Source organism: Larkinella bovis (assembly GCF_042655385.1).
GTDB classification, from domain to species: Bacteria; Bacteroidota; Bacteroidia; order Cytophagales; family Spirosomataceae; genus Larkinella; species Larkinella bovis.
In genome coordinates, this window is the sequence record NZ_JBHSMA010000001.1 from 345,052 (window position 1) to 367,305 (window position 22,254).

Annotated in this window: 20 protein-coding genes; 7 read left to right on the plus strand and 13 right to left on the minus strand. The window is 51.8% G+C overall.

The genetic code is table 11. The features are described from left to right. Nucleotides 1–40 precede the first annotated feature (40 nt). From ACFPMF_RS01430 to ACFPMF_RS01470, 9 genes are all read right to left on the minus strand, one after another. The gene (locus tag ACFPMF_RS01430) at nt 41–481 is read right to left on the minus strand and encodes a hypothetical protein (protein ID WP_379840642.1); all 441 of its coding nucleotides are present in this window, start codon (nt 479–481) and stop codon (nt 41–43) included. Between the two features lie 44 nt (nt 482–525). Beyond that, complete coding sequence (gene recN, locus ACFPMF_RS01435) at nt 526–2,184, minus strand: DNA repair protein RecN (RefSeq protein WP_379840643.1); 1,659 nt, start codon at nt 2,182–2,184, stop codon at nt 526–528. A 9-nt stretch (nt 2,185–2,193) separates the two neighbouring features. Beyond that, entirely contained in the window at nt 2,194–2,436 is a 243-nt protein-coding gene (locus ACFPMF_RS01440; RefSeq protein WP_379840644.1) for a hypothetical protein, read from the minus strand. Between the two features lie 3 nt (nt 2,437–2,439). Next, nucleotides 2,440–3,357, minus strand: coding sequence for a type IX secretion system protein PorD (gene porD, locus ACFPMF_RS01445; RefSeq protein WP_379840645.1), 918 nt, complete (start codon nt 3,355–3,357; stop codon nt 2,440–2,442). Beyond that, complete coding sequence (coaBC, locus tag ACFPMF_RS01450; RefSeq protein WP_379840646.1) at nt 3,354–4,571, minus strand: bifunctional phosphopantothenoylcysteine decarboxylase/phosphopantothenate--cysteine ligase CoaBC; 1,218 nt, start codon at nt 4,569–4,571, stop codon at nt 3,354–3,356. The genes porD and coaBC overlap by 4 nt, the downstream gene beginning before the upstream one ends. A gap of 123 nt (nt 4,572–4,694) precedes the next feature. Next, nucleotides 4,695–5,015 (minus strand): DNA-directed RNA polymerase subunit omega, encoded by a 321-nt coding sequence (locus ACFPMF_RS01455; protein WP_379840647.1) that lies wholly within the window; start codon nt 5,013–5,015, stop codon nt 4,695–4,697. A 55-nt stretch (nt 5,016–5,070) separates the two neighbouring features. Continuing rightward, nucleotides 5,071–5,955, minus strand: coding sequence for an outer membrane protein assembly factor BamD (locus ACFPMF_RS01460; protein ID WP_379840648.1), 885 nt, complete (start codon nt 5,953–5,955; stop codon nt 5,071–5,073). Nucleotides 5,956–6,091: 136 nt separating this feature from the next. Continuing rightward, complete coding sequence (locus tag ACFPMF_RS01465) at nt 6,092–6,733, minus strand: T9SS type A sorting domain-containing protein (protein WP_379840649.1); 642 nt, start codon at nt 6,731–6,733, stop codon at nt 6,092–6,094. Nucleotides 6,734–6,918: 185 nt separating this feature from the next. Continuing rightward, nucleotides 6,919–8,829, minus strand: a complete 1,911-nt coding sequence (locus ACFPMF_RS01470) for an OstA-like protein (RefSeq protein ID WP_379840650.1) — start codon at nt 8,827–8,829, stop codon at nt 6,919–6,921. Between the two features lie 566 nt (nt 8,830–9,395). Between ACFPMF_RS01470 and ACFPMF_RS01475 the strand changes: the two genes are divergently transcribed. From ACFPMF_RS01475 to ACFPMF_RS01485, 3 genes are all read left to right on the plus strand, one after another. Then, a complete protein-coding gene (locus tag ACFPMF_RS01475; protein WP_379840651.1) occupies nt 9,396–9,626 on the plus strand; it encodes a hypothetical protein in 231 nt (76 codons plus the stop codon). Between the two features lie 220 nt (nt 9,627–9,846). Further along, entirely contained in the window at nt 9,847–11,229 is a 1,383-nt protein-coding gene (gene tilS, locus ACFPMF_RS01480; protein WP_379840652.1) for a tRNA lysidine(34) synthetase TilS, read from the plus strand. 143 nt (nt 11,230–11,372) lie between these two features. Continuing rightward, on the plus strand, nt 11,373–13,652 hold the full coding sequence (locus ACFPMF_RS01485) for an OmpA family protein (protein ID WP_379840653.1): 2,280 nt from the start codon (nt 11,373–11,375) through the stop codon (nt 13,650–13,652). 12 nt (nt 13,653–13,664) lie between these two features. Here ACFPMF_RS01485 and ACFPMF_RS01490 read toward each other — a convergent pair whose 3' ends face one another. Both ACFPMF_RS01490 and ACFPMF_RS01495 read right to left on the minus strand, forming a co-directional pair. Continuing rightward, on the minus strand, nt 13,665–15,251 hold the full coding sequence (locus ACFPMF_RS01490) for a hypothetical protein (protein WP_379840654.1): 1,587 nt from the start codon (nt 15,249–15,251) through the stop codon (nt 13,665–13,667). A gap of 262 nt (nt 15,252–15,513) precedes the next feature. Next, complete coding sequence (locus ACFPMF_RS01495) at nt 15,514–16,302, minus strand: SDR family NAD(P)-dependent oxidoreductase (RefSeq protein WP_379840655.1); 789 nt, start codon at nt 16,300–16,302, stop codon at nt 15,514–15,516. A gap of 284 nt (nt 16,303–16,586) precedes the next feature. On the opposite strand from ACFPMF_RS01495, the gene ACFPMF_RS01500 reads away from it, so the two are divergent. Further along, entirely contained in the window at nt 16,587–18,293 is a 1,707-nt protein-coding gene (locus ACFPMF_RS01500) for a sodium:solute symporter family protein (protein ID WP_379840656.1), read from the plus strand. Nucleotides 18,294–18,359: 66 nt separating this feature from the next. On the opposite strand, the gene ACFPMF_RS01505 is transcribed toward ACFPMF_RS01500, so the two are convergent. Then, nucleotides 18,360–19,280, minus strand: coding sequence for a DUF2911 domain-containing protein (locus ACFPMF_RS01505; RefSeq protein WP_379840657.1), 921 nt, complete (start codon nt 19,278–19,280; stop codon nt 18,360–18,362). Between the two features lie 84 nt (nt 19,281–19,364). Between ACFPMF_RS01505 and ACFPMF_RS01510 the strand changes: the two genes are divergently transcribed. The 3 genes from ACFPMF_RS01510 to ACFPMF_RS01520 all read left to right on the plus strand — a co-directional run bounded on the left by ACFPMF_RS01510 (nt 19,365) and on the right by ACFPMF_RS01520 (nt 21,739). Further along, complete coding sequence (locus tag ACFPMF_RS01510) at nt 19,365–19,907, plus strand: NUDIX hydrolase (protein WP_379840658.1); 543 nt, start codon at nt 19,365–19,367, stop codon at nt 19,905–19,907. Between the two features lie 83 nt (nt 19,908–19,990). Next, entirely contained in the window at nt 19,991–20,377 is a 387-nt protein-coding gene (locus tag ACFPMF_RS01515; protein ID WP_379840659.1) for a hypothetical protein, read from the plus strand. Nucleotides 20,378–20,536: 159 nt separating this feature from the next. After that, nucleotides 20,537–21,739, plus strand: coding sequence for an NAD(P)/FAD-dependent oxidoreductase (locus ACFPMF_RS01520; RefSeq protein ID WP_379840660.1), 1,203 nt, complete (start codon nt 20,537–20,539; stop codon nt 21,737–21,739). 6 nt (nt 21,740–21,745) lie between these two features. On the opposite strand, the gene ACFPMF_RS01525 is transcribed toward ACFPMF_RS01520, so the two are convergent. Further along, nucleotides 21,746–22,249: an O-acetyl-ADP-ribose deacetylase gene (locus ACFPMF_RS01525; protein WP_379840661.1), complete on the minus strand. Its 504-nt coding sequence runs from the start codon at nt 22,247–22,249 to the stop codon at nt 21,746–21,748. Nucleotides 22,250–22,254 lie beyond the last annotated feature (5 nt).

Consider the following 22,254-nt stretch of genomic DNA (forward strand, 5'->3'; position numbering starts at 1 on the left):
TGACCTGAATCGTGACATCGGACTCATTTATTCAACACACTTAGTTCGCCAGGAATTTCTCCGCCTGGTCAATTCCGCCATTTATTTTCTCCTTCACGACGTTGATTTTTTGCAATTGGGCATCCAGATACGCTTTGGCCTGTGCATTGTCCATGCCTTTGAGTGTATCCGTTTTGTATTGATTCATCCAGTCGTACATCAGGGTACTGGCATCGGTCAATTCCTGATTGATGACGATACTTTCTTCCTGGCGGCTCTTCAGGTCTGCCGGAGCCGGGGTGATTTTGGATAAACTATCCATACGCTGCGTTATTTTCTCCTTCAGCGTCATCAGAACTTCGTCCTTCGGCATCACTTCATCGTGGACGATCATGACCTGTTCCTGAAGTTGTTCGATGCTTGTCTTCTCGTTAGCTGACTGGCAACCTAGGCCCAGGATGACAAAACCGATGGGGAGAATGGAATTAAAAAAACGTTTCATGGTGTAAATGGGATTATGACAAAAAATGAGATGTCGGAGCGGGCCTAAACCTTCTGGGACAACAATTCTTTCGCGTTTTTCAGGACGCTGGCGGAGGGATTATTCCCTCCAATCATTTGGGCGATTTCCTGCACCCGTTCGTTAAACGTAAGTTTTTTCACCCGGCTGACCGTTCGGTTTCCGGAGTTGTCTTTATACACAAAGTAATGCGCTTTGCCCTGAGCGGCAATCTGGTGCAGGTGGGTAATGGCAATAATCTGGTGCGTCTGCGCCATATCCCGCATCATATTACCCATCTTGACGGCAATTTCGCCGGAAACGCCGGCGTCGATTTCGTCAAAGATGATAGTGGGCAGCGACCGTTTGCTGGCCAGGATGTATTTGATGGCCATCATCAGCCGGGAAAATTCACCGCCCGAGGCCACATTCTTTAATTGCTGCGGTTTAACGCCTTTGTTCGCACTGAACAGAAACGAAATCGTGTCAATGCCGTTGCTGGTCGGCTTACCGGTTTCGGCACTGATTTTCAGCGAGGCATTCGGCATCCCAAGGTCTGCCAAGAGCGTGCCGACCTGCTGCTCAATCTGCGGCCTAACTTCCCGGCGGGAAACCGACAACCGTTCGGCGCTGGCCATCAGTTGCTGCAAAGCGGCTTCGCTTTCGGTTTTGGCCAGACTAAGTTCTTCGTCAGAGTTCAGAATTTTACTGACTTTCTGTTCCAGATCAGCCTGAATCGTTAGTAACTCGGCAATGGTTTTGACACTGTGCTTGGTTTGTAACAGATAAATCAGATTCAGGCGTTCCCGGATGGCTTCCGCCCGGACATCATTGGTTTCGATATGATCTTCTTCCGTACTGATTTCGCTGGCCAGGTCGCGCAGTTCAATCAGGGCGCTTTGGGCCCGGTCCCGAAGCTGGCTAAACCGCTCCGTTAACCGGGTGACGTAATTGAGGTTATTGACAACATTTTTCAGATAGACGACGATCGATTGTTCCGCATTGTCCAGATAATCCGACGACAACTGAAGCCGTTCCTTGATATCTTCCGCGTTTTCCAGAATGGTTAATTCCTGCTCCAGCAATTCCTGCTCGTCGGCTTGCAATCCCATCTTCTGTAATTCTTCGTACAGAAAATGATTGTAATCAAACTCTTTTTTCATCTGCGCCGTCTCGGCAAGGAGCTGTTCGTAGGCTTCCAGTTTACGCCGGTAAGTCTGGTAATCAGCCCGGTATTGCCGCAGCAGGACATCGTTCTGCGCGTAGGTATCGACAATTTCGAGCTGGTATTCGTTCGAGCCCAGCAGGATGGAATCGTGCTGGGAGTGAATGTCCATCAAATGACTGGTTACCCGGCGGAGCAATTCGAGGTTAACCGGCGTATCGTTCACGAACGCCCGCGACTTGCCACTCGGGCTGATTTCCCGGCGGACCACGCAGGTGCTGTCGTAATCGAGATCCGCTTCCTCGAATAAATGCTCGATGAGGTAACCCGCCACACTGAAAACCCCTTCGATCACGCACTTTTCATCCGGGTTGTAGAGGGCTTTCACATCCGCCCGGTTTCCCATCAGCAGGCCAATCGCGCCAAGCATGATGGATTTGCCCGCGCCTGTTTCACCCGTAATGATGTTCAGGGCGGCAGCGGGGTCCATTTCCAGATGTTCGATCAGGGCGTAATTTTTTATCAGCAGATGCGAGAGCATAACAAAATTCTAAAAAGGCGCCTTTTCGTCCAGGATGATTTCGTCAACAGTGTGGAGCGGAACGGTATGGCTGTGGCCCCGGTTATCGCGTACCGACAATTCCGTACCCTGAACGCCCGTCAGCCGGCCATGCAGGGTGCGTCCGTCCCGAAAAACCACGTTCAGTTCCGAGTTGATCAGACGGTGGTCGGGATCGGTTATCCTGTTGTTGAAAAGGTCCGTAGTCCGAATGCGAATTAAACGCTTACCCATGAATTATCTGAGTAACTTTCGGTAAACTTCTGTTTTGGCCGGATCGAGCGTCGACAAAAGGGTAAATGCCTTCTGCCGTTCATCCCGTGATCCTTCATTCATGATGTTGAGGAGTTCTTCTCCTTTGGCATCGAAAAAGGTATTGATGACCACCGAATTGGGGCGTTGCTGGCTAACCTGCCGAATCGTGGTCAACACGTCCAGCACCTGCTGCCGGGCACCGGCCGGATTGGCGGTAAAGGTATCCAGCGCCTGCCGGTAATACGTATACAGTGCTTCGTGGTACGGAATGAATTGCTGGCTTTGCAGGTTTTCGATCAGCCAATACCGGTTTCGGATGTCGCCCTGCGCCCCCCACGCACCGCCCCCCACACTTTGATTGGCCAGCGTCATCACGTTGTAGGCCCGCTGGAAAAACTGTTTCCCCCCCTGTTTGCCAAAGGTATCGTAATCCATTCCGAGGATGATCAACGCGTGAAAAGCCAGCAGGGACGTCAGTTCACTGGAATACGCATTTTCGTTATAATACATCGGGTCGTTCAGCCGGTACGGAAAATTAAAGGCATTATCGATATACCGCAGGGTCACCGTCTCGTAGTTACTGCCGTAAACCGGGCGCATCACAATCACCTGGGCCCGGCCTTCGTAATAATTCTGGGCCGGAACCTTCAGAATGTCGATGATCAGTTTGCAATTGATCCGTTCTTCCGGATTGAAGGCATCGCTGGTCCAACGGCGGTTATTGAGGAAGTCGGTTATAAATCCCTGAAGCTGCGGGAAAATGGAGCGATCGGTTACCTGAGACGACTGGGCCTGATTAAAGTTCACCGTCACCTGGCAGTTGAGCTCCTGCGCCAGCGCTGCCTGGACCGATAAACCGACGCTCACCGCCATGATCAAAAGCAAGGATTGAATCTTCATACCATCGAAAGCTGTTCCTGAACGAGGTGGAGCAAATCTTCGGCCACTTCGTCCTTCGATTTTAACTCGTAGTGATAGACCCGTTCCTCTTTGTCAATAACGGTAATTTTGTTGGTATCGTGCCCAAAACCGGCTCCCGAATCGCGCAGGGAATTCAGGACGATCAAGTCGAAATTTTTGGCCCGGAGTTTGGCCTTCGCATTGGCCAGTTCATCATTCGTTTCCAGGGCAAACCCCACAACAATCTGATCCGGCCTTTTCTCCTGGCCGAGCGTTGCCGCAATATCGACGGTTTTGGTCATTTCCAACGCAAAAACCGCTTCTTTCTTCTTGATTTTCTGGTCGGCCGGATTCAGGGGCGTATAATCCGCTACGGCAGCCGCCAGCACCACGATATGCGCGCCGGAAAATTCGGTCGCCGTAGCTTCGTACATCTGCCGGGCCGACCGCACCGAAATGCGCCGGATCGTCGGATCGGGGAGAGGCAGAACCGTCGGCCCGCTGACCAGTGTTACCTCCGCCCCCGCCTGCGCAAACGCGCGGGCGATGGCGTACCCCATTTTGCCGCTCGAATGATTGCTAATGAACCGAACCGGATCGATGGGTTCCTGCGTCGGGCCGGCGGTAATCAGTACTTTCTTATGGCGGAAAACCGGGCGGTGCATGAAATGCCGTTCCAGATCCGACAGGATGTGTTCCGGTTCTGCCAGCCGCCCTTCGCCAACCAGGCCACTCGCCAGTTCGCCGTGTTCTGCCCGAATCAGGAAATTTCCAAACGACTCCAGCTTGCGGAGATTGTCCAGGGTTGCCGGATGGCGGTACATATCCAGATCCATGGCCGGTGCCAGAAAAACCGGGCACTTGGCCGACAGGTAAACCGCCGATAACAGGTCATCGCAAAAACCGTGGGCCAGTTTGGCCAGCGTATGGGCCGAAACCGGCGCAATAACGATCAGATCCGCCCACAGGGCCAGATCGACGTGATTATTCCACTGGCCGTCGCCGGCCAACTGGTTTATAAACTCCGAGAGGACGGGCCGTTTCGATAAGGTTGCCAGCGTCAGCGGGGTAATAAAGTCCTTCGCGGCCGTGGTCATAATTACCTGCACCTCGGCCCCGGCTTTCACCAGTAACCGGATCAGCAAGGCCGATTTATACGCAGCAATGCTGCCCGTTACCCCTAAAACGATCTTTTTACCCCTCAAAATGGCCATAATAACAAAAATACAAACCCAAAAGAAACCGGGGAAATCCAGGGAACACAAAGAACGTTCGCTGCTGCGATTTTCTTGGTGTCCGCCGTATTTCCCCGGTCGGTTACTGGTCGGATCGCTTGCTTACAAGGAACTGGTCGTTTCTTCGTCGACGGTGCGCCATTGCAGTTTGCCTTCCAGGAATTCATCCGTCGCCACGGTCGTCGGTTTGGGAAGACGTTCGTAATATTTGGAAATTTCGATTTGCTCCCGGTTTTCGAACACTTCTTCGAGGTTATCGACGGCCGATGCAAATTCGGAGAGCTTGTTGCTCAGTTCTTCTTTCATTTTGCTCGAAATCTGCCGGGCCCGTTTTGAAATAATCGATACGGATTCGTACAGGTTGCCCGTTGCTGCCGCAATCTTGTCGGTGTCGCGGGTGATGATAGAAGGATTATTTGCCATAGTTATAAAGTTTCAGATACTGGTTTGGGGCCCGCAGGTCCTGAAAACCGATGGATTAATTCGCCGTTGTCGCCGTTACTTTGGCCGGTTTTTGTTGTTGATTTAACTTTTCTTTTTCCAGATTGGCGATCGTTTCCAGCTCTTTCTGGCTGTCCGAATACATCCGTTCCGCTTTTTTCAGGTCCGGACTTTGCGGAAACTTGTCAACCAGGGCCAGGTAATAGGTAACAACATCCTGATGCCGTTCCTTCAGCTTATCGGCAAAGCTGTTTTTGGCCAGGTGGTATTGGGCGTCAACGCGCAGGTACGCCAGTTCCTGGTTGTATTTGGAGTCTGGATATTCCCGCAGGAAGTTGGTAATGGAAACCACCGACGAGCGGTAGTTGGCAATGTTGGCCGCACTGGTTTTGTAATACTGTTTGGCCTTGTCATAGGCCTTCCGTTCGAGTTTATCCCGCAGAACCTGAATATAGTCCGTACATTCCTGCCGAAACGGACTTTGCGGATTCGCATTGATAAAGTCCTGCAAGGCGGCCATGGCCGTCAGCGTGTTGGATTGATCGAGATTGTAATTGGGCGAATCCTTGAAGAGGGAAAGCGCGTAGAAATACATCGCTTCGTGGGCGTAATCACTTCGCGCGAAGGTTTCATAAAACTGTTTGAAGTGAAATGCCGACAACTGGTAGTTCTGTTGCTGGTATTCGCAGTGAGCCCGGTAAAACTGAGCCATTTCCGATTCCGTACTTCCTTTCAGGATCGGAATCAACTCTTCGAACAACAGTCCGGCCTTATAAAACTCTCCTTTCTTGAAGTACGAAACGGCGGCTTTATATTTCTCTTCATCCGTGCCCTTCTTCTGTAATTTCTGGAAGGGGCTGCAGGAGGCAAAAAACAAAAGAATTAAAAGCGCTAACGTACCTGCTTTCCAACAATGCTGCATAAGGCTGCAAAATTAATAAAAATCTCTGTAAGACTAACGATTACGTTTCGTAAATAGTGCGGAGCCAAGGGGATGGGGGGCAAAAAATAAGCAGTAAACAGGAATCTGCCTACTGCTTACGGGATAGCCAATCGGATCATTGATGACTAACCATTAATTTTTTAGTGGCAATCTTTTTACCGTCCAGCGACAATTGATAAAAATACATGCCGGAATTCATTTCACTGGTGGCAATCCGGATTTTTCGTTCGTTTTTGTCCAGTATATATTCTCCGACCTGAGCACCCAAGACGTTATAAAAGACAAGTTTGGCATCTTTGACATTGCCCGAAATCTGATAGTCGATTTCGGCGCTTTCGTTCGCCGGGTTGGGGTAGATGTTGGATACGATTATTTTTTCGTTGGCATACATCCGGTCGTCCGCTTTCCGGGCTTCTTCGGCCGATTGCCGGGCTTCGGCAACGGTCAGGGTGCCGGTTTCGGCGGTGGCAGTCCGGGCCGGAGTCCGGCTGGCTGCGGCATTCAGGAATTGATTGCGGTAAAATTGGTTAATCGCCGTATTCTTATGAATGGCATCTCCGCGATCCAGGCTGGTAACGGAATGTTGTTTTAAAAAGGAGAAAGACTTCGAGGGAATGGCATGATTTGGTGTCGCTGGTTTTTTTCCCAGCTCCAGCCGGCTTTGGGGTTTGCTGCTATCGGTTTGAGCCAGGAGACTCTGCGATACCAGAAGTGCCAGGCCGACTAACCAGGCATATAAACGTACAGGTTGTTTCATAACTATTCATTCAGTAGTTGGGTGGATATAATACCCCATCACAAACATATTTAAAAAAACGAGAAAGTCAACGTCCGCTTCCTCAAAAAATTGTCATTAATTCCCTTTTTTGTCAGTTAGAACCTGATTTGTATTCAAAGGTTTAACGGAAAACAGAATTTTTATTAAAAATTTCCACTAACGGTTCAGTTCCCGGCTTTCCGGACGGGCTTCTTAATCAACACCTTTTCCGGCTGGCTTGCTTCCGGTGCCGCAGGCGGTTTCGTCGGGCCGGGCTGAGCCGGTTTTGCTCCACCAACGGTTGTTTTTTTTTCGTCAGCCACCGGCCCGGGTTCGTTCTTTTTCGTGGCCGACATCGTCTCGACGGCGGCCTGATCCGGTTTCGGCCGCATCAGGTTTTTCAGAGTGGACCTGCTTGCTGGCACTTCGTTTCTGATCGTAGCTGATGCGTCGGCGGGGGCTGCCGTTGTCGGTTTATTCCCCGGTTTTGTGTCCGAAACCACGGGCTGTCCGGTTGCTTCCGGTTGGCCGGTTACGCGGGCTTTTGTCGGTTTTTCCGCAATCCGCCAGTTAAAACCATCCAGCCGTTTGTCGCTCTCTTTCAGTTCTTTCGGCGGCACAAGCTTTGAGTCCGGCTGGCCGTAAAAACTAATTTTCTTCACCTTTCGATCGACAAACCGAATGGTCATTTTACTGCACAAAACCCGGTTCATGCCGACCATTTTATTGTGATCATCGACCGCGAAATAAAGACTCTCTCCGTTGCCTTCCACCACGACATGGTCAATGTCGGATCGATCTTTTTGCCGGTCGTAGGCGAAATAGGCGGTTAATGTCCGGCCTTTCACCTGGTTGAAATTTTGCAGGGTATCCTGTGATATGACGAAAGAATGACCCCGAAGTAACATTTTGTTGATTCGGTTATTTTTCATCAAAGCCGTGATCGAATCGCCTTCCATCTGGTAATTGGTACTCCAGACGATCGGATCCCGGTAAAAAAAGATCGTGGAGTCGGCGGTTTCGTACACAATGGAATCACATTTACTCTGCATATCGTTTTTAAACACCAGCGCATTTTTGTGCCCGATCAGCCTCCGATACGTCGAGTCAGCGGTTTTGCTGCCCTGGATACGCTTCGGATTCGGTAACTCAAAGGACCAGAGCGTATCGGCCCGCATGAACAGCGTGTCGGAACTGGATATGCTCTTGACGAGCGCGTGACCCGTCATTCGGGCGACGCCGGCTTTTCGGTTGTATCGACCAAAATCGCCCGTCAGAATGGTTTTGTCGCCCTTTGCAAACAGAATAACGTTGCCCCGGGCGGTGTAAAAATCATTGGCATTATTTCCATATAGCGTGTCGCCGGTCAGCGTATATTTTTCCGTCTCGATGGTGGCCCGGCGCTGAAAGTTCGACAAGCGCGATACCGTATTGTAATCACCGTCTTTGGCAATCAGCGTGCCCTCCTTACTCACAATTTTGGTGGGGCCCTGAAACGTCGCAATCTTACTGAATGAGTTATAAAGCAACGAATCAGCGGTCAGGGTATATTTCGGATTGACCAGTTTTACGTCCTCAATGAACGTAAAGAGCTTCGTCCGCGTGTTGTAATATCCTTCCCGGCTGGTCAGAATATTTTCGCGATCGACGATGCGACCCTTCACCGGATAATGCGCGATTCCGTTCACCATGTCGTATTCCAGCTTTCGTGTCGTTAGCGTCATTTTCCGGTCTTTCAGAATCACCGTTCGACCGGAGACATTCGCCTGCCGGCTGGCTCCGAAATAAAAAACCGTATCTCCTCTGACGCTCAGCGTATCTCCCTGCACCATCCGCACATTCCCGTAGGCTTCGATAACGTTGGTGCTCAGGTTCTGGACCGCCCGGTCGCAGTACATCTGCATGTTCTTGTGCTGCAGCCGCACATTACCGGTCAGCTTTCGAATCTCTTCCGTTCCCGACTGTAACCCTTCCAATTGGTCGGAATGCTTCAGAATGACGAGTTCTTCCGTGCCGCCCGCCGGGGAATTGTTGACCTGGGCGGTTGCCAGACCGGCCCACAAAACCAGCAGTAAAACCAGGAGTCGGTCTACCATTCTGTTACCAAAGACGCACGTTTTATACAAAGGGTTGCGATGCATGATAAAAAATCTTTCTGAGCCGGTTTCCGATGCGGTTCTGTTTTGCCGACCCGGAAGGATTCTAATGCAGGCTCAGGAAATCCAAGACACAAAATTAGACCTTTCAGGTAAAACCGGCTATACGTTGCGGTTATTTAACCTTTCTTAACAGAACAACATTTCGGGATAACTGATTACATTTCGGGGCTTTCTTTAAAAAAGAACGACTATCCGCCATCCGTCTGGACCAAATCATCCGGGCGCGGTGCCTACGGTATCCGACCGAAAGAAAAGCTGGCATACATGGGTAGTTATCCGAAAATTGATTCGGGCTTTGTTCGAAAAAAAATGGATCCTGGCAGGAAAAAATGTCATTATTACTTAGATTTCTGGTTCAATTTTTGCATTAAAGTTGTTACCGATTAGGAACAATTGTTAACAATTTTACCAATTCATTGGGTAAATCCCCGTGGAATACCCCGCGGTATGATCTCCTGACCAGGAACTAGCAACCTTTTCTCTGACCTTCTTTCTTTTTGCTCATGGAAACCTTGAAACCCGTCACACTACCTAATCCCAAAGACCGGAAAAAATTTAAATGCACAGTTTATACGAAGAAAGGCACTGTTTTTGCTAAAAAAATCTACACGGCCTATAACGAATACGGTGCCCAAATGCAGCTGGACGAATGGCTGGCGGGTCAAGTATCCAGCCATTTCGACCGAAAATCCATTGAAATCGTTCCTCATATTCGTAAAAGGTCGCTTAGCTAACGTTCGCTTTTTCGGCGTCGTGCAGCCGCTTTAACCGCATAATCCACTAATGACTTGTTCCTGATCCCGGTTTTGTAAACCGGGATTTTTTGCTATTCGGAACGTTATCGTCGCAGCCTGATCGTTGATTTTGTTGCCAGACGGGCGGTAACAAGGCACATGGAGAATTTTCTGTACTTTTGTTCGGGTTCGGATCGTCATAACGGCCGATCGGAGGGCAATGGCTACAAATGAATCAAAATCCGGGAAACAGGAGCGGCTGCGTGAGCAATTCGTCCGGTTTATTCGCGAACAGCAGCTTTTTGATCCGGCGGAGCGCGTCCTGTTGACAGTCAGCGGTGGGCTGGATTCGGTGGTGCTCGCGGAACTGTTTCGGTTAGCCGGTTTTCAATACGGGATTGCCCACGCAAATTTCCGATTGCGAGGAGATGAGTCCGAAAGGGATGCAGTTTTCGTGCAATCGCTGGCGGAGCGCCATCAGGTTCCGTTTCATACCCGGCCACTCGAAGCCCAAGCGGAGGTTGACAGGACAGGAGTTTCCATCCAGATGGCCGCCCGTCGATTGCGGTATGAATGGTTTGAAGAAGTGGCCGTTTCGTTTGATTATCAGTATATTGCTACTGCCCATCATCAGGACGACGTTCTTGAAACGGTGCTGCTGAACCTCGTGCGTGGAACCGGTCTTACGGGCTTGCGGGGCATTCCGGTTCGGCAGGGACGCGTTATCCGGCCCTTGTGGTTTGCGGATCGGTTGTCGATCGAACAATACGCCCGACAGCATCAGCTTTCCTGGCGCGAAGACAGTTCCAACGCATCGGACTATTACCGCCGGAACCAGCTTCGTCATCAGGTAGTTCCAATTTTCAAAAATCTGAATCCCAGTTTGTTACAAACCTTACAGACTACGGTTGAACGCCTGCAATCGGCGGACAAGCTGGTTGATCAGGAACTGGCCAGTTCCTGGCAAGCGCTGGCTGAAAACCGCCCGGATGGGGTTGCCCTGCCGATTCAACCCCTCACTCAGTTGCCGGAATGGGCGTTTCGCTTGTCGGAATGGCTAAAACCGTACGGTTTTCAATACGCCCGGATGGGCCCCATCGTGGAAGCGGTTCGGTCGGCGGGGTTTGGGCAGGTGTTCTACTCCGATACCCACACGGTGGTTCGGGACCGGGGCTTTCTGGTGATCGAATCGCGGCACCCAACTGTGCTTCCGGAGCTGGTTCTGAACGAGTTGACCCGGTCCGAAATCAAAGTGGGAACGCAGTATGTTTTACGCATTGAGCAATTGGAGCACACACCGGGTTTTCGGATTCCTTCGGATCCGCATATCGGCTGTTTCGATGCGGAGCAATTGACCTGGCCCTTGCGCATCCGCCCCTGGCGGGAGGGCGATCGCTTTCGCCCCCTTGGGTTGAAGGGGAGCCAGTCGGTGGGTGATTTTCTGACGAATCGAAAGGTGTCCGTGGCCGAAAGGCGGGCAGCCATCGTGTTGATGTCCAATCATCAGATCGTGTGGTTGATTGGGTACCGACCGGATGATCGGTTTCGGATAACCGACCAAACCCGGCAAATTCTGAAAATTGAACAGCATTTTGTGGAATGAGGGGACATGGATTACCCCTGAAGTTCCATTCCTGATCGGTTAACGGGTTCAGGTTTTTGCGAAACCTCTTGCTGGCTTGCTGTTGTACAAGCAATGTTGGCATTTATTTTGTGGTCTTCTGGAAGTAACCCTTTCATTTTACCATGAACTATTTACGACGGATCCTGCTAAGTGCGGTTTTGGTTACTGCGACAGTGGCGGTTCAGGCCCAGAGTGCCCGTCTGAAAGCGGCCAATAAACAGTTTGAAAACCTGGCGTATGTGAATGCCGTTCGGGCTTATGAGGAATTTTTGAAGCTGGATAAAGCCAGAGAGGCCACCGAGGTGCAGGAGGCCTTCACGAAACTGGCCTATAGTTACCGGGCATTGCAGGATACCAAAAATGCAGAGCGTATTTATGCGGAGTTACTAAAAGAGTTTCCCGAAACCGACTCCCGGAATTACCTGTATTATGCCCAGTGTCTGGCTGCTAACGGCAAATACCGGGATTCACAACGGATGTACAGCAAATACGGCGAGAAGCAAAAAGAGGATTTGCGGGGCCAGAAGTTTACGGTTTCCTACATGGACATGGCCCGGTTTTATCAGGATTCTTCCTCGTATCGCGTAGACTATCTGCCCATCAATTCCAGACAGGCCGATTTTAGTCCCATGTATTACCAGAATGGACTGGCCTTTGTGTCGGCACGGGATGAAACCGGCCCGGTAAAGCGGGTTTTTGGCTGGAACCAAACGCCATTTCTGGACCTGTATTTTTTTCCGGATACGGCCGAACTTCATAAAACCGTTGACCTGGCGGCTCAGGCGGCTTCGCTGGGGGGGAGTGGAACGACCTCCGAATCGGTAGAGGCTGCTCCGCAGGAAGTACAAACGCTTTCTAAAACGGAGGCATTCAGCCGGACTCTTAACACCAAATACCACGAAGGCCCCATGACGTTTTTCAAGGATCAGAAACGCGTCATCTTTACCCGGAACAATATGTCCAAAGGGAAAAACGGGAAAAGCACCGAGGGCATTCGTAAATTAAAATTGTACATCGCCGAAAACGCCAACGGAAACTGGCAGAAAGTGGAGGAACTGCCCTTTTGCAGCAGTGACTATTCGGTCGGCCATCCGGCATTGTCGCCCGATGATACCAGATTGTATTTTGTGTCCGATATGCCGGGCGGTTTTGGCGGAACGGACATTTACGTGGTCGAGTACAAGGATGGTCAGTGGTCCACTCCGGTCAACATGGGCAAAGAAGTGAATACGGAGGGCAATGAGATGTTTCCGTTTATAGACGAAAACCAGAACCTGTATTTCTCCTCCGACGGACACGAGGGACTCGGCGGGCTGGATGTGTTTTATGCTGAATTGCGGGAAGGCATTGCGTTTAAAGGCGTGCAGAATCTGGGGTATCCGATCAATTCCGAGAAGGATGATTTTGGCCTGATAACGACCCGGAACCGTACGTCCGGGTACTTTAGCAGCAACCGAAAACGGGGCGCCAGCGACGACAATATCTACAGTTTCCGGCGAACCTGCAAGCAGCTGAACATTTTCGTGTACGACGCCAAAACCAGTGAACCGCTGGCGGTGGCCGATGTCCGGGTCGTGAAGGCGGGCGTCAATCAGGATTTGCGGTTTACCGGTGTCGATGGGAAAACCAGTTTTTGCGTAGATGCCAACATCGATTACGAATTTAAGGCGTTCAAGGAAGGGTATTCGGCCAACAGCCTCCGGTTTTCAACCATGACCCAGTCAGAACGGCCGATTATGACGCTTTCTATCTATCTCGAAAAGAGCGACAATACCCTCGTGAAAGGAACCGTCAAGACGGAAGTGAACCAGCAACCAGCGCCGGGCGTGACGGTGACCCTGCGGAATGATAAAGACAATTCGGAGCAGAAAGTGGTGACCGGTGCGGACGGGAAGTACGAGTTTGAGGTAAAACCGGGCGCACCGTATACACTTACCACGCAGAAAAACCGGTATACGGCCAACCAGGAACAGATCCCGAAAATGAAGGCGGGAAAAAATCCGAAACTGATTGAAAAACAACAGGGAATTTACGGTGAAGGCGACGTTTTCGAACTAAAGAATATTTATTACGACTACAACAAATTCTTCATCCGGCCCGATGCGGCCCGTGAACTGAATCACGTCGTTACCTTGCTACAGAAATACCCGGCAATGAAAATTGAGCTTCGGTCGCATACCGATAGCCGGGCCAGCGATGCCTATAACCTGCAATTGTCGACCTACCGGGCGCGCGCGGCTGTCGATTACCTGGCCAATCGCGGAATCGATCCATCCCGGCTAAGTGCTCAGGGGTACGGCGAAACCGAAATTCTGAACGGCTGCACGGACGAGGTAGCCTGCCCGGAAAACAAACACCAGCAAAACCGGCGGACAGAGTTCCGGATCGTGGCCGTTCAGTAACCACGGGGAGCGTCAGTGCATCAAATTGGGGGGAAGGAAAGTTTGAAGCCGCATTGCGCGGTCATTCCGCAGGTAGATCCGGACCTGATCGACAACGGCCACCTGGTGGTATTGTTTTGAAATGTAGGAAGCCAGGGCGGGAAAGTTCTCGTGACGGTAAACCGTCGTATCGGTCATCCACAGGCTGTTGGGACCGGTGGCATCCACAAAGAGCGTCGGTTGCGTGCTCGTGATGTCTTCCATGTATTTTTCCTGGTAGGCCCGGCGCAGTGAGTGTGGCACAATGCTTCGAAAGCTATGGTTTTCGCTCGTGCCCTGAGGGAGTTGAGCTTCGACATGGTAGGTCATGTTCCAGCCCCAGACGACTAACCGGTCATTGGGCCGGGCATAGTGCAATAGTACATCGGAAACCCGGCTGTTTGGGAAGTGAGCCGGATTTCTGGTAGCGTAAAGATAATAATTGGTGGCAACCGGATTCTGCCGAAACTGTATGGCGGTTTTTCCGAAAAAGAAGAGGTTGCCAAGGAGAAACAACCGGGGAAAAATTACAGGATACCGGGCGGTTTGCAGGGATAAAAACTGGTCGATAACCAGATTGCCCAACCACCCAAGCGAAGGGACCAGCAGCAGCAGGTGGTGCGTAAATTCGGTGCCAGGTTTGACGACCGAATAGAGAGACGCTCCCAGCCAGGCAACCGACCAGCAGCCAATCCATCGCTTACCGGGTAAAAGGGGCTGCCGTTTAATCAGGATAATCCAAACAGTGGCTGCCGAAAGAAGGAGGACGAAAAGGAAAAAGGGCAGAAAGGTAGTTTCCGATTGAAAAAAAACGGGTAGGCGAAGGGTTTTGGACCAGAAGGAGAGCCGAGTGGCGGGATATAAATATTGGTTGTATTCGCCGTAATTGAACAGATTGGATTGGATGTAAAACGTGTAAAAGCGGTTCAGCACTCCGAAGTAGTAGCAGCAGCCAACAACAAAACCCGTAGGCAGTGCTAAGCCCAGGATGAACCAAACCGGCGGATTGATACCCCGGTGTTGACAAGGTCGAAGGAAAAACAGACTGGCCAGGATGGCGACGGCGATTAAAGCCGCTGAGGGCATACTTTGCAGTTTTGCAAAAGGGACACAGCCGAGGGCGAAACCGGCCCATAGCCCGTCAAGGCGCTGGTTGGAGAAGCCGGAAGGCGCCTGAAGCCGAATAAAATAATACCATCCGAGTGTGAGCAGAACCAGCGAGGCCAACTCGCTGCTGTAGTGCAAAAAGTCGAAATGAATGACATACGAGAAAAATAAAACCAGCACTACTAAGGCAATCCGGGCGGATTGGGGGGCTACTACTCGCCGAAGGCCCGCAAACAAAAACAACAGAATAAAACCGATCAGAACGGTGCCGGTTAAACGAGTGGTAAAATAGGTGATGGGCCAACCGAATAACCCGGGCCAGACCAACAGATAACTATTGATTGGACCGATCGTCGTCCCATCCACCGAATCCCAGTAAACCGGATTTTGGAGTAAGGTAATTGCCTGGGTAATCATCTGGGATTCATCGGGATTCAATTGCTGGTTGTAAACCATGCTGGGCAGGCGGAGCACAACCAGAAAGAGAACGCATAACCCGAAAAATACCGAATCCCGTTTGAACAGCGAAACGGGGGGAAGAAATAAACCAGCCGTTAATAATCCGATCCCTATAAGCCAGAGAATAAAATATAAATGGGAAAAAAGCATATAGTAAAAGCCGGATCAGGGAAGAAGTCTACGTCCAAGTATGTATAGGGAGAGTATCGGGCGTCTTCCCGGATTCGGGGCCAAGTAAACCCCTGGGAAATTCGCCGAAATGGAAAAGGAATGCGCCTTAAATCAAGGTTCCTCCGTCGGCATGAAAAAGGCTGCCCGTGCAATAGGTCGATGCGTCGGATGCCAGAAACAGGGCCAGGGGGCTGATTTCGTCGGTTGTCCCCATGCGGGCAATGGGGAGACGCTGGGTGAAGTGGGCGAGCGTAGCGTCGTCCTGCCAGAGGGCCTGGCTGAACTTGGTTTTGATCAAACCCGGGCAGATGGCGTTCACGCGAATACCGTCGGGGCCCCATTCTTTGGCCAGTACTTTGGTCAGCATGTTCAGGCCCGCTTTGCTCACGCTATAGATACCCAAACCGGGATCGGGGGTTTCGCCGGCAATACTGCTCAGCATGATGCTGCTGCCGCCCCCCCGGTTTTTCATAACCGGATACACCCGTTTACTGAGTTCAAACGGCGCTTTGAGGTTGATTTGCATGATTTTGTCGAATGCGCCGGGATCGCAGTCGAGTGCAGGGCCAAAAACCGGGTTCGTAGCCGCATTATTGACCAGAATATCAATCCCGCCGTAGCGCGCGACGGTTTTTTCCACCAGAGCGCGGCATTGATCCGGATCGCCCGTGTGGGCGGCAATAGCAGTGGCTTCTCCGCCGGTTTTTCGGATATCGTCGGCCACCGCGTCAAGGCTGCTTTGCCGGCGGCTGCTAAGAACTACCCTGGCACCGAACCGGGCAAAAAGACGGGCGATGCCTTCGCCGATGCCTTTGCTGGCTCCGGTAATCAGGGCTACCTTGCCGTTCAACCCAAAAACGGATTGCTCCGTATCTTTTAAGGATGAGATTTCCATATTTGACCGTATCTTGGCGCGTATGCGTAGAAGTGATTTTGCAAACTATGCTTTAGTCCGAAGATTTCAAAAACCGGCCGGAGCAGATTGCGGAAATAACATACCAGAGTTCCCTTTTTTTCGTTGCCGTAAAAAAATAAGATGCCTAACCAACCGCTTCCGATGTCCCTGCCGCCCTCCGATTTGCCGCCATTTGTCCGATCCTGGCGCCAGTTATACGCGATTGTCATTGGCAGCCTGCTGCTTGAAATTATCTTGTTTTACGGGCTTATGCGGTATTTTTCATGAGTAGTCTTGACTGGCTGATTTTGGTTGGTACGTTAGCCGCCATCGTCGTGTATGGGGTCATCCGCAGCCGGGGGAGCCGTAACATGGACGATTACCTGCTGGCCGATCAATCGTTACCGTGGTACCACGTTTGCCTGTCGGTGATGGCCACGCAGGCCAGCGCCATTACGTTTCTGTCGGCACCGGGGCAGGGTTTTACGGACGGCATGCGGTTTGTTCAATTTTATTTCGGGCTGCCCCTGGCGATGGTGGTGCTGGCCGTCACTTTTGTGCCGATTTTTCACAAGCTGAAGGTTTTTACCGCCTACGAATACCTCGAATCCCGGTTCGACGCCCGGGTACGGGTTTTTACGGCCTTGCTGTTTCTCCTGCAACGCGGTCTGTCTACCGGGCTTTCCATCTATGCCCCCTCGATTATTCTCTCGACCATTCTGGGCTGGAATATCTTCTGGACGAACATCATTATGGGAGGAATCGTCCTGGTTTATACGGTAACGGGCGGCACCAAAGCGATCTCGTATACGCATTTGCAACAAATGGTGATTGTCACCGGGGCGATGTTTATTGCGGGCTGGATGACGGTTCATCTGCTGCCGCCGGATGTGGGCTTCATCGATGCCCTGCAGGTCGCCGGAAAAGCCGGACGACTCAATACAATCGATCTCAAATTTGATCCCGATAGCCGGTATAACCTGTGGTCGGGCCTCATTGGCGGTTTTTTTCTGCAATTATCGTACTTCGGAACGGATCAGTCACAGGTGGGGCGGTATCTGACGGGGCAGTCGGTTGGCCAAAGCCGGTTGGGGTTGCTGGCCAATGGCATGTTAAAGGTGCCCATGCAGTTTCTGATTCTGCTGGTGGGCGTTCTGGTATTTGTATTTTATCAGTTCAACCCGGCACCGGTTTTTTTCAATAAGGTAGAAACCGACCAACTGCTGAAAAGCCCGTATGCTAGCCAGTACCGCCAGCTGGAAGCAGAACACGAGCAGATTGCGGCCCGGCGGCAGCAGGCGGTTTTGACGCTGAACAAAGCCATTTCGGACCAGAATTCGGCATCCGTTGCGCAAAGTAAAGCGATCATTACCCAAACCGACGAGCAGGCGAAGGGGGTTAAAAGCCAGGTGGTAGCTTTGATCAAGAAAAACAATCCGGTCGGCGATACGAGCGATGTCAACTATATTTTTCTGCGGTTTGTCCTCGATGTGCTGCCCCACGGGTTGATCGGGTTGCTGATTGCCGTCATTTTCAGCGCGTCAATGGGATCGATTGCGGCTGCCTACAGCTCGCTGGCCTCGACGACGATCGTGGATATTTACAAACGCCTGTTTTGCAGGGATTATTCCGACGGTCATTACCTGAAAGCGTCGCAGGTTGCCACGGTAATCTGGGGGATTTTCTGCATCATTGTCGCCCAGTTTGCCAGCAAATTGGGGAGCATGATCGAGGCCGTGAATATTCTGGGATCCCTGTTTTACGGCGTCATTCTGGGGATTTTTCTGGTGGCTTTTTATTTCAAAACCATCCGCGGGAGGGCAACCTTCTGGGCCGCCATTATTACCGAAGGGCTGGTTGTTTGGTGCTGGCTCGAAGAATTGACCGCCTTCCTGTGGCTCAACGTCATTGGCTGCGTGCTCCTGATTGCCATTGCCTGGCTGCTCGAAAGGCTGTTGCCCGCGCGGGAAATAGCTGGTGCGAAGGAGTGAGTTTAGGGCAAACAAAAACCGCCTTCGGAAAGATCCAAAGGCGGTTTTTGTGGCCGTACGCCGGACTTATGAGGTCTTCTTTTTTCCTTTGATGGCTTTGGCCGGTGCCGCGGGAATGAGTGACTGATACTCAGAAACGCCTTTCTGGATGCCCTCTTTGAAGAAGCGGAAAATCGGATCGTTTGACGCTTCGCCCACGACCAGGGCTTTCTGCGCCAGGGGCAAGGCTTCGGCCACTTTTCCCATTTTGGACAGAATCTGCGCCTTGGTCCAGAGATTCGAATAGGTTTCTTTCAGGCCGATTGATTTATCGACCCAGGCCAGTGCCTGATCCAGATTCCGGTTTTTGGCCAGATTCCAGTTCGCTGCCGCCTGCAGAACCCCGGCATCTTCCGGTTTTTCGGCCACCGCTTTCAGAATGTTAGCCTGGGCATTGGCATTCACATCCACCCAGAGACTGGCCGTCGCCCGGGTATCTGCCCAGTAAAAACTCAGGTTAGCCGTGCTGTCGGTCAGGTCACTGAAACCGATTGTAAAGGTCTGATACGGCCGGGTTACTTTTTCGGGTTTGATCTGTACCCGCAGGGCATCTTCTTCTTTCTTGTAGCCATTCGGTGCTCCTTCTTCGGCAGTAGCCGTCAGGTTTTTGTTGAAAATGAGCGTCCATTCTGTCTGGTTGGGAATGGTCAACACCGAATAGGTTCCGGCGGGAAGTTTCTGGCCCTGCACCCGTACATCGGTGGTCGTTTTAAACGTAGTGGCGGCATTTGCCCCGGTTCGCCAGAGCTGGCCCAGCGGAGCCAGGGGAGTCTGATTGCCCAAGGCCGCCCGGCCTTTCAGACTGGGCCGTGAATAGACTACGGTAAAATCGGTGGTGCCAACCGTTTGCATGATCGTTGCACCCGGACTGGGCTGCGGCAATTTGATTTGAGCCATACCGATCTGGGTAACAAAAAGCAGTATGGACAGGATAGAAGCGTGTTTCATGATGTTAATTTAATTGTACGTCGTAGTAAACTTAGGACGAATTTGCGGTTTTTTTGCGGTATAAATCAAGTTTCTTTTCATCATATGCACCGACAACCGTTGCTTTCCCTCCTGGATAAGCATCAGCCCACCGACGAACAGGAGCGTCGGATGCGGGACCAGACCATCGAATTTGTGACGCAACACCCCGATTGTTTCGAACGCCACCTGGCTATTGGCCACGTAACTGGTTCGGCCTGGGTGGTTAGCCCGGATCGGCAGCGGGTCGTTTTGATCCATCATGCCAAACTTGATCGGTGGCTTCAGCCCGGCGGGCATGCCGATGGCGATCCGGATCTCCTGCGGGTGGCGCTGCGGGAAGCGCAGGAGGAAACCGGGCTTTCTTCCCTGCAAGCCGTCGGTCCGGACATTTTCGACGTAGACATTCACCGGATTCCGGCCCGCGGAACGGAACCTGAACACCTGCACTACGACATCCGGTTTTTGCTGGAAGCGCCCCCTGATCAGCCGTTTAGGCAAACCCGCGAAACCAAAGCGATTCGCTGGGTCGATTGTGATAGAATTGCCGAATTGACGACCGAAAAATCAATATTACGCATGAATTTTAAGAAAAAAGATAAAAACTAAAAGAATAGTTATACTGTAGCGTGTTATATTGCCTGCGAAAACTGCCCGGCGGTTTTCAAAATACAACAAAACCACAGGCAATTATGAAATCGATAACGAAGACCTGCCTCGGTCTGCTAGCGGTAGCTATGGCTATTCCGGCGACGGCGCAGGAGAAATTGAAAAGCGATCCGACGTATTCCACCGCGAATTATAAACATCCTAACAAAGCAGCCGCTGCCCGGCAGTGGGAACCTGAAAACGGCATTGAATTCCGGCGTCGGAAACAAAAACCGCAGAACATTGCCAGTTACCGCGAGCAACAGCGCCGGGGCGGCATTGGTGACCCGGCCATTACCGTTCCGGCTACCCCCGCTTCGCTGGCCAGCCGGAATTATAAACAGCAGAACCGGATGGTCAACCCGCAGCCCGCTGCGAATAAACCGGAAGTCGCCACCCGAATCGAAGCAGACGAAAGCGTTGGGAATTAAGAAAACCAACCGGAAAAACCACCTCAGTAATGGGGTGGTTTTTTGTTGCGGCAAACTCTGGCTGGATTTCGGTAGTTATAGGCAGCAGAGGGACATAATCGTATCGGAAGACCCGTTCCGGTCCTGACTGGCTCCCGGCTTTTTTCTCAAACCACCCCTATGAACGTACGCTCTCACGAACCTTTCTGGCTGTTAAAAAACGGCTTGTTACAACCTTACCCTTCATTAACTCATTCCATATCCTGCGAGGTCCTCATTGTGGGGGGCGGTATTACCGGGGCCCTCATGGCGTATTCGCTGGTTCAGGCCGGTTTTGATACGGTCGTGATTGACAAGCGGGACGTCGGTACGGGCAGCACGGCGGCCAGTACGGCCATGCTGCAATACGAAATTGACACGGCTTTGCACCAGCTGATTCCGATGATTGGCGAGGAGGGCGCCGTTCGCGCCTACGAGTCGTGCCGCGATGCCATTGGCAAAGTGGGAGCGCTGGTGCGCACGCTGAAAAGCAAAGCCGGTTTTAAGCGCAAGAAAAGTCTATACCTGGCGGCCGTTCAGGAAGATGAGGAGTTTCTGCGAAACGAATTTGACGTCCGGCGGAAACACGGTTTTAAGGTCGAATGGCTCGATCGGGCGCGGCTGCGGAAACGCTTTGGGCTGGCGTCGGTGGCGGCTATCTGTTCGGCGGATGCCGCCGAAATGGATGCGTACCGGTTTACGCACGATCTGTTCCGGGCTGCGGTCGCGAAGGGTTTACGCGTTTTCGATCACGTTGAAATTCAATCGACGGATTATGAACCCAACGGCGTTCGGCTGCTGACGACGGACCTGGCGCTGATTAAAACCGGGAAAGTGGTGTATTGCACCGGCTATGAAGCGCAGGAAATGCTACCGGAAAAAGTGGTTACGCTGAAAAGCACCTTTGCGTTGGTGAGTGAACCGTTGCCGAAGCTTCCCGACGGCTTACAATCGATTCTTTTGTGGGATACACAACGTCCGTACCTTTATTTACGTACCACCGATGATCAGCGGGTACTGGTCGGGGGCGGTGATGAACCCTTTAAAAATGCAGCCCTTCGCGACAAATTGATTGGGGTAAAACAGGAAATGCTAATGAGCCAGATCCGGGAGCTGTACCCTGACCTGGGGTTGGTGCCGGACCAGGTGTGGGCGGGCACTTTCGGCGAAACCAAAGACGGGTTGCCGTATATCGGCGAACACCCGGCTTTTCCGCATAGTTACTTTGCCCTGGGGTTTGGCGGCAACGGCATTACGTTCAGCGTGACGGCGGCCGAACTGATTCGGGACGTGTTAGTGGGGAAAAAGGCCAGCGAACTGTATTGGTACCGGTTTGGCCGGTAACGCGAATCAGGCGAGCTGCTGCTGATAAAGCCGGTAGTTTTCGTCATCGAAGCAGACAAACTGCACGTGTTCGACGGAGGTCTGCTGCTGTTTCCCAAAATTCCGGACGGTTTCCAGCGCAATGGTGCAGGCTTTCTCCTTCGGAAAACCGTAAATGCCGGTGCTGATGTTGGGGAATGCCACCGATTTTAACGCACGCTCGGAAGCAATTTCCAGCACCCGGCGGTAACAACTAGCCAGCAGTTCGGGCTCCCGGTTTTTTCCGCCGTTCCAGACCGGCCCAACCGTATGAATGACGTATGGAGCGGGCAGCCGATACCCGCCGGTTAGTTTGGCATCACCGGTCTGGCAGCCGTTCAGGGTCCGGCATTCGGTCACTAATTCGGGGCCAGCCGCGCGGTGAATGGCCCCGTCGACACCGCCACCACCCAGCAGACTCGAATTGGCCGCGTTGACAATGGCATCAACCTTGCATTTTGTAATATCACCCTGACTTACGGTCAGCTTCATTTTTT

Bases quoted from the DNA above. Each gene is read 5' to 3' on its own strand.
- ACFPMF_RS01485 (WP_379840653.1), top strand. From the start codon at position 11,373: ATGAACTATTTACGACGGATCCTGCTAAGTGCGGTTTTGGTTACTGCG.
- ACFPMF_RS01470 (WP_379840650.1), bottom strand. From the start codon at position 8,829: ATGGTAGACCGACTCCTGGTTTTACTGCTGGTTTTGTGGGCCGGTCTG.
- ACFPMF_RS01500 (WP_379840656.1), top strand. From the start codon at position 16,587: ATGAGTAGTCTTGACTGGCTGATTTTGGTTGGTACGTTAGCCGCCATC.
- ACFPMF_RS01460 (WP_379840648.1), bottom strand. From the start codon at position 5,955: ATGCAGCATTGTTGGAAAGCAGGTACGTTAGCGCTTTTAATTCTTTTG.
- ACFPMF_RS01515 (WP_379840659.1), top strand. From the start codon at position 19,991: ATGAAATCGATAACGAAGACCTGCCTCGGTCTGCTAGCGGTAGCTATG.
- tilS (WP_379840652.1), top strand. From the start codon at position 9,847: ATGGCTACAAATGAATCAAAATCCGGGAAACAGGAGCGGCTGCGTGAG.
- ACFPMF_RS01455 (WP_379840647.1), bottom strand. From the start codon at position 5,015: ATGGCAAATAATCCTTCTATCATCACCCGCGACACCGACAAGATTGCG.
- ACFPMF_RS01510 (WP_379840658.1), top strand. From the start codon at position 19,365: ATGCACCGACAACCGTTGCTTTCCCTCCTGGATAAGCATCAGCCCACC.
- ACFPMF_RS01465 (WP_379840649.1), bottom strand. From the start codon at position 6,733: ATGAAACAACCTGTACGTTTATATGCCTGGTTAGTCGGCCTGGCACTT.
- ACFPMF_RS01505 (WP_379840657.1), bottom strand. From the start codon at position 19,280: ATGAAACACGCTTCTATCCTGTCCATACTGCTTTTTGTTACCCAGATC.
- recN (WP_379840643.1), bottom strand. From the start codon at position 2,184: ATGCTCTCGCATCTGCTGATAAAAAATTACGCCCTGATCGAACATCTG.
- ACFPMF_RS01430 (WP_379840642.1), bottom strand. From the start codon at position 481: ATGAAACGTTTTTTTAATTCCATTCTCCCCATCGGTTTTGTCATCCTG.
- ACFPMF_RS01520 (WP_379840660.1), top strand. From the start codon at position 20,537: ATGAACGTACGCTCTCACGAACCTTTCTGGCTGTTAAAAAACGGCTTG.
- ACFPMF_RS01475 (WP_379840651.1), top strand. From the start codon at position 9,396: ATGGAAACCTTGAAACCCGTCACACTACCTAATCCCAAAGACCGGAAA.
- porD (WP_379840645.1), bottom strand. From the start codon at position 3,357: ATGAAGATTCAATCCTTGCTTTTGATCATGGCGGTGAGCGTCGGTTTA.
- coaBC (WP_379840646.1), bottom strand. From the start codon at position 4,571: ATGGCCATTTTGAGGGGTAAAAAGATCGTTTTAGGGGTAACGGGCAGC.
- ACFPMF_RS01525 (WP_379840661.1), bottom strand. From the start codon at position 22,249: ATGAAGCTGACCGTAAGTCAGGGTGATATTACAAAATGCAAGGTTGAT.
- ACFPMF_RS01440 (WP_379840644.1), bottom strand. From the start codon at position 2,436: ATGGGTAAGCGTTTAATTCGCATTCGGACTACGGACCTTTTCAACAAC.
- ACFPMF_RS01495 (WP_379840655.1), bottom strand. From the start codon at position 16,302: ATGGAAATCTCATCCTTAAAAGATACGGAGCAATCCGTTTTTGGGTTG.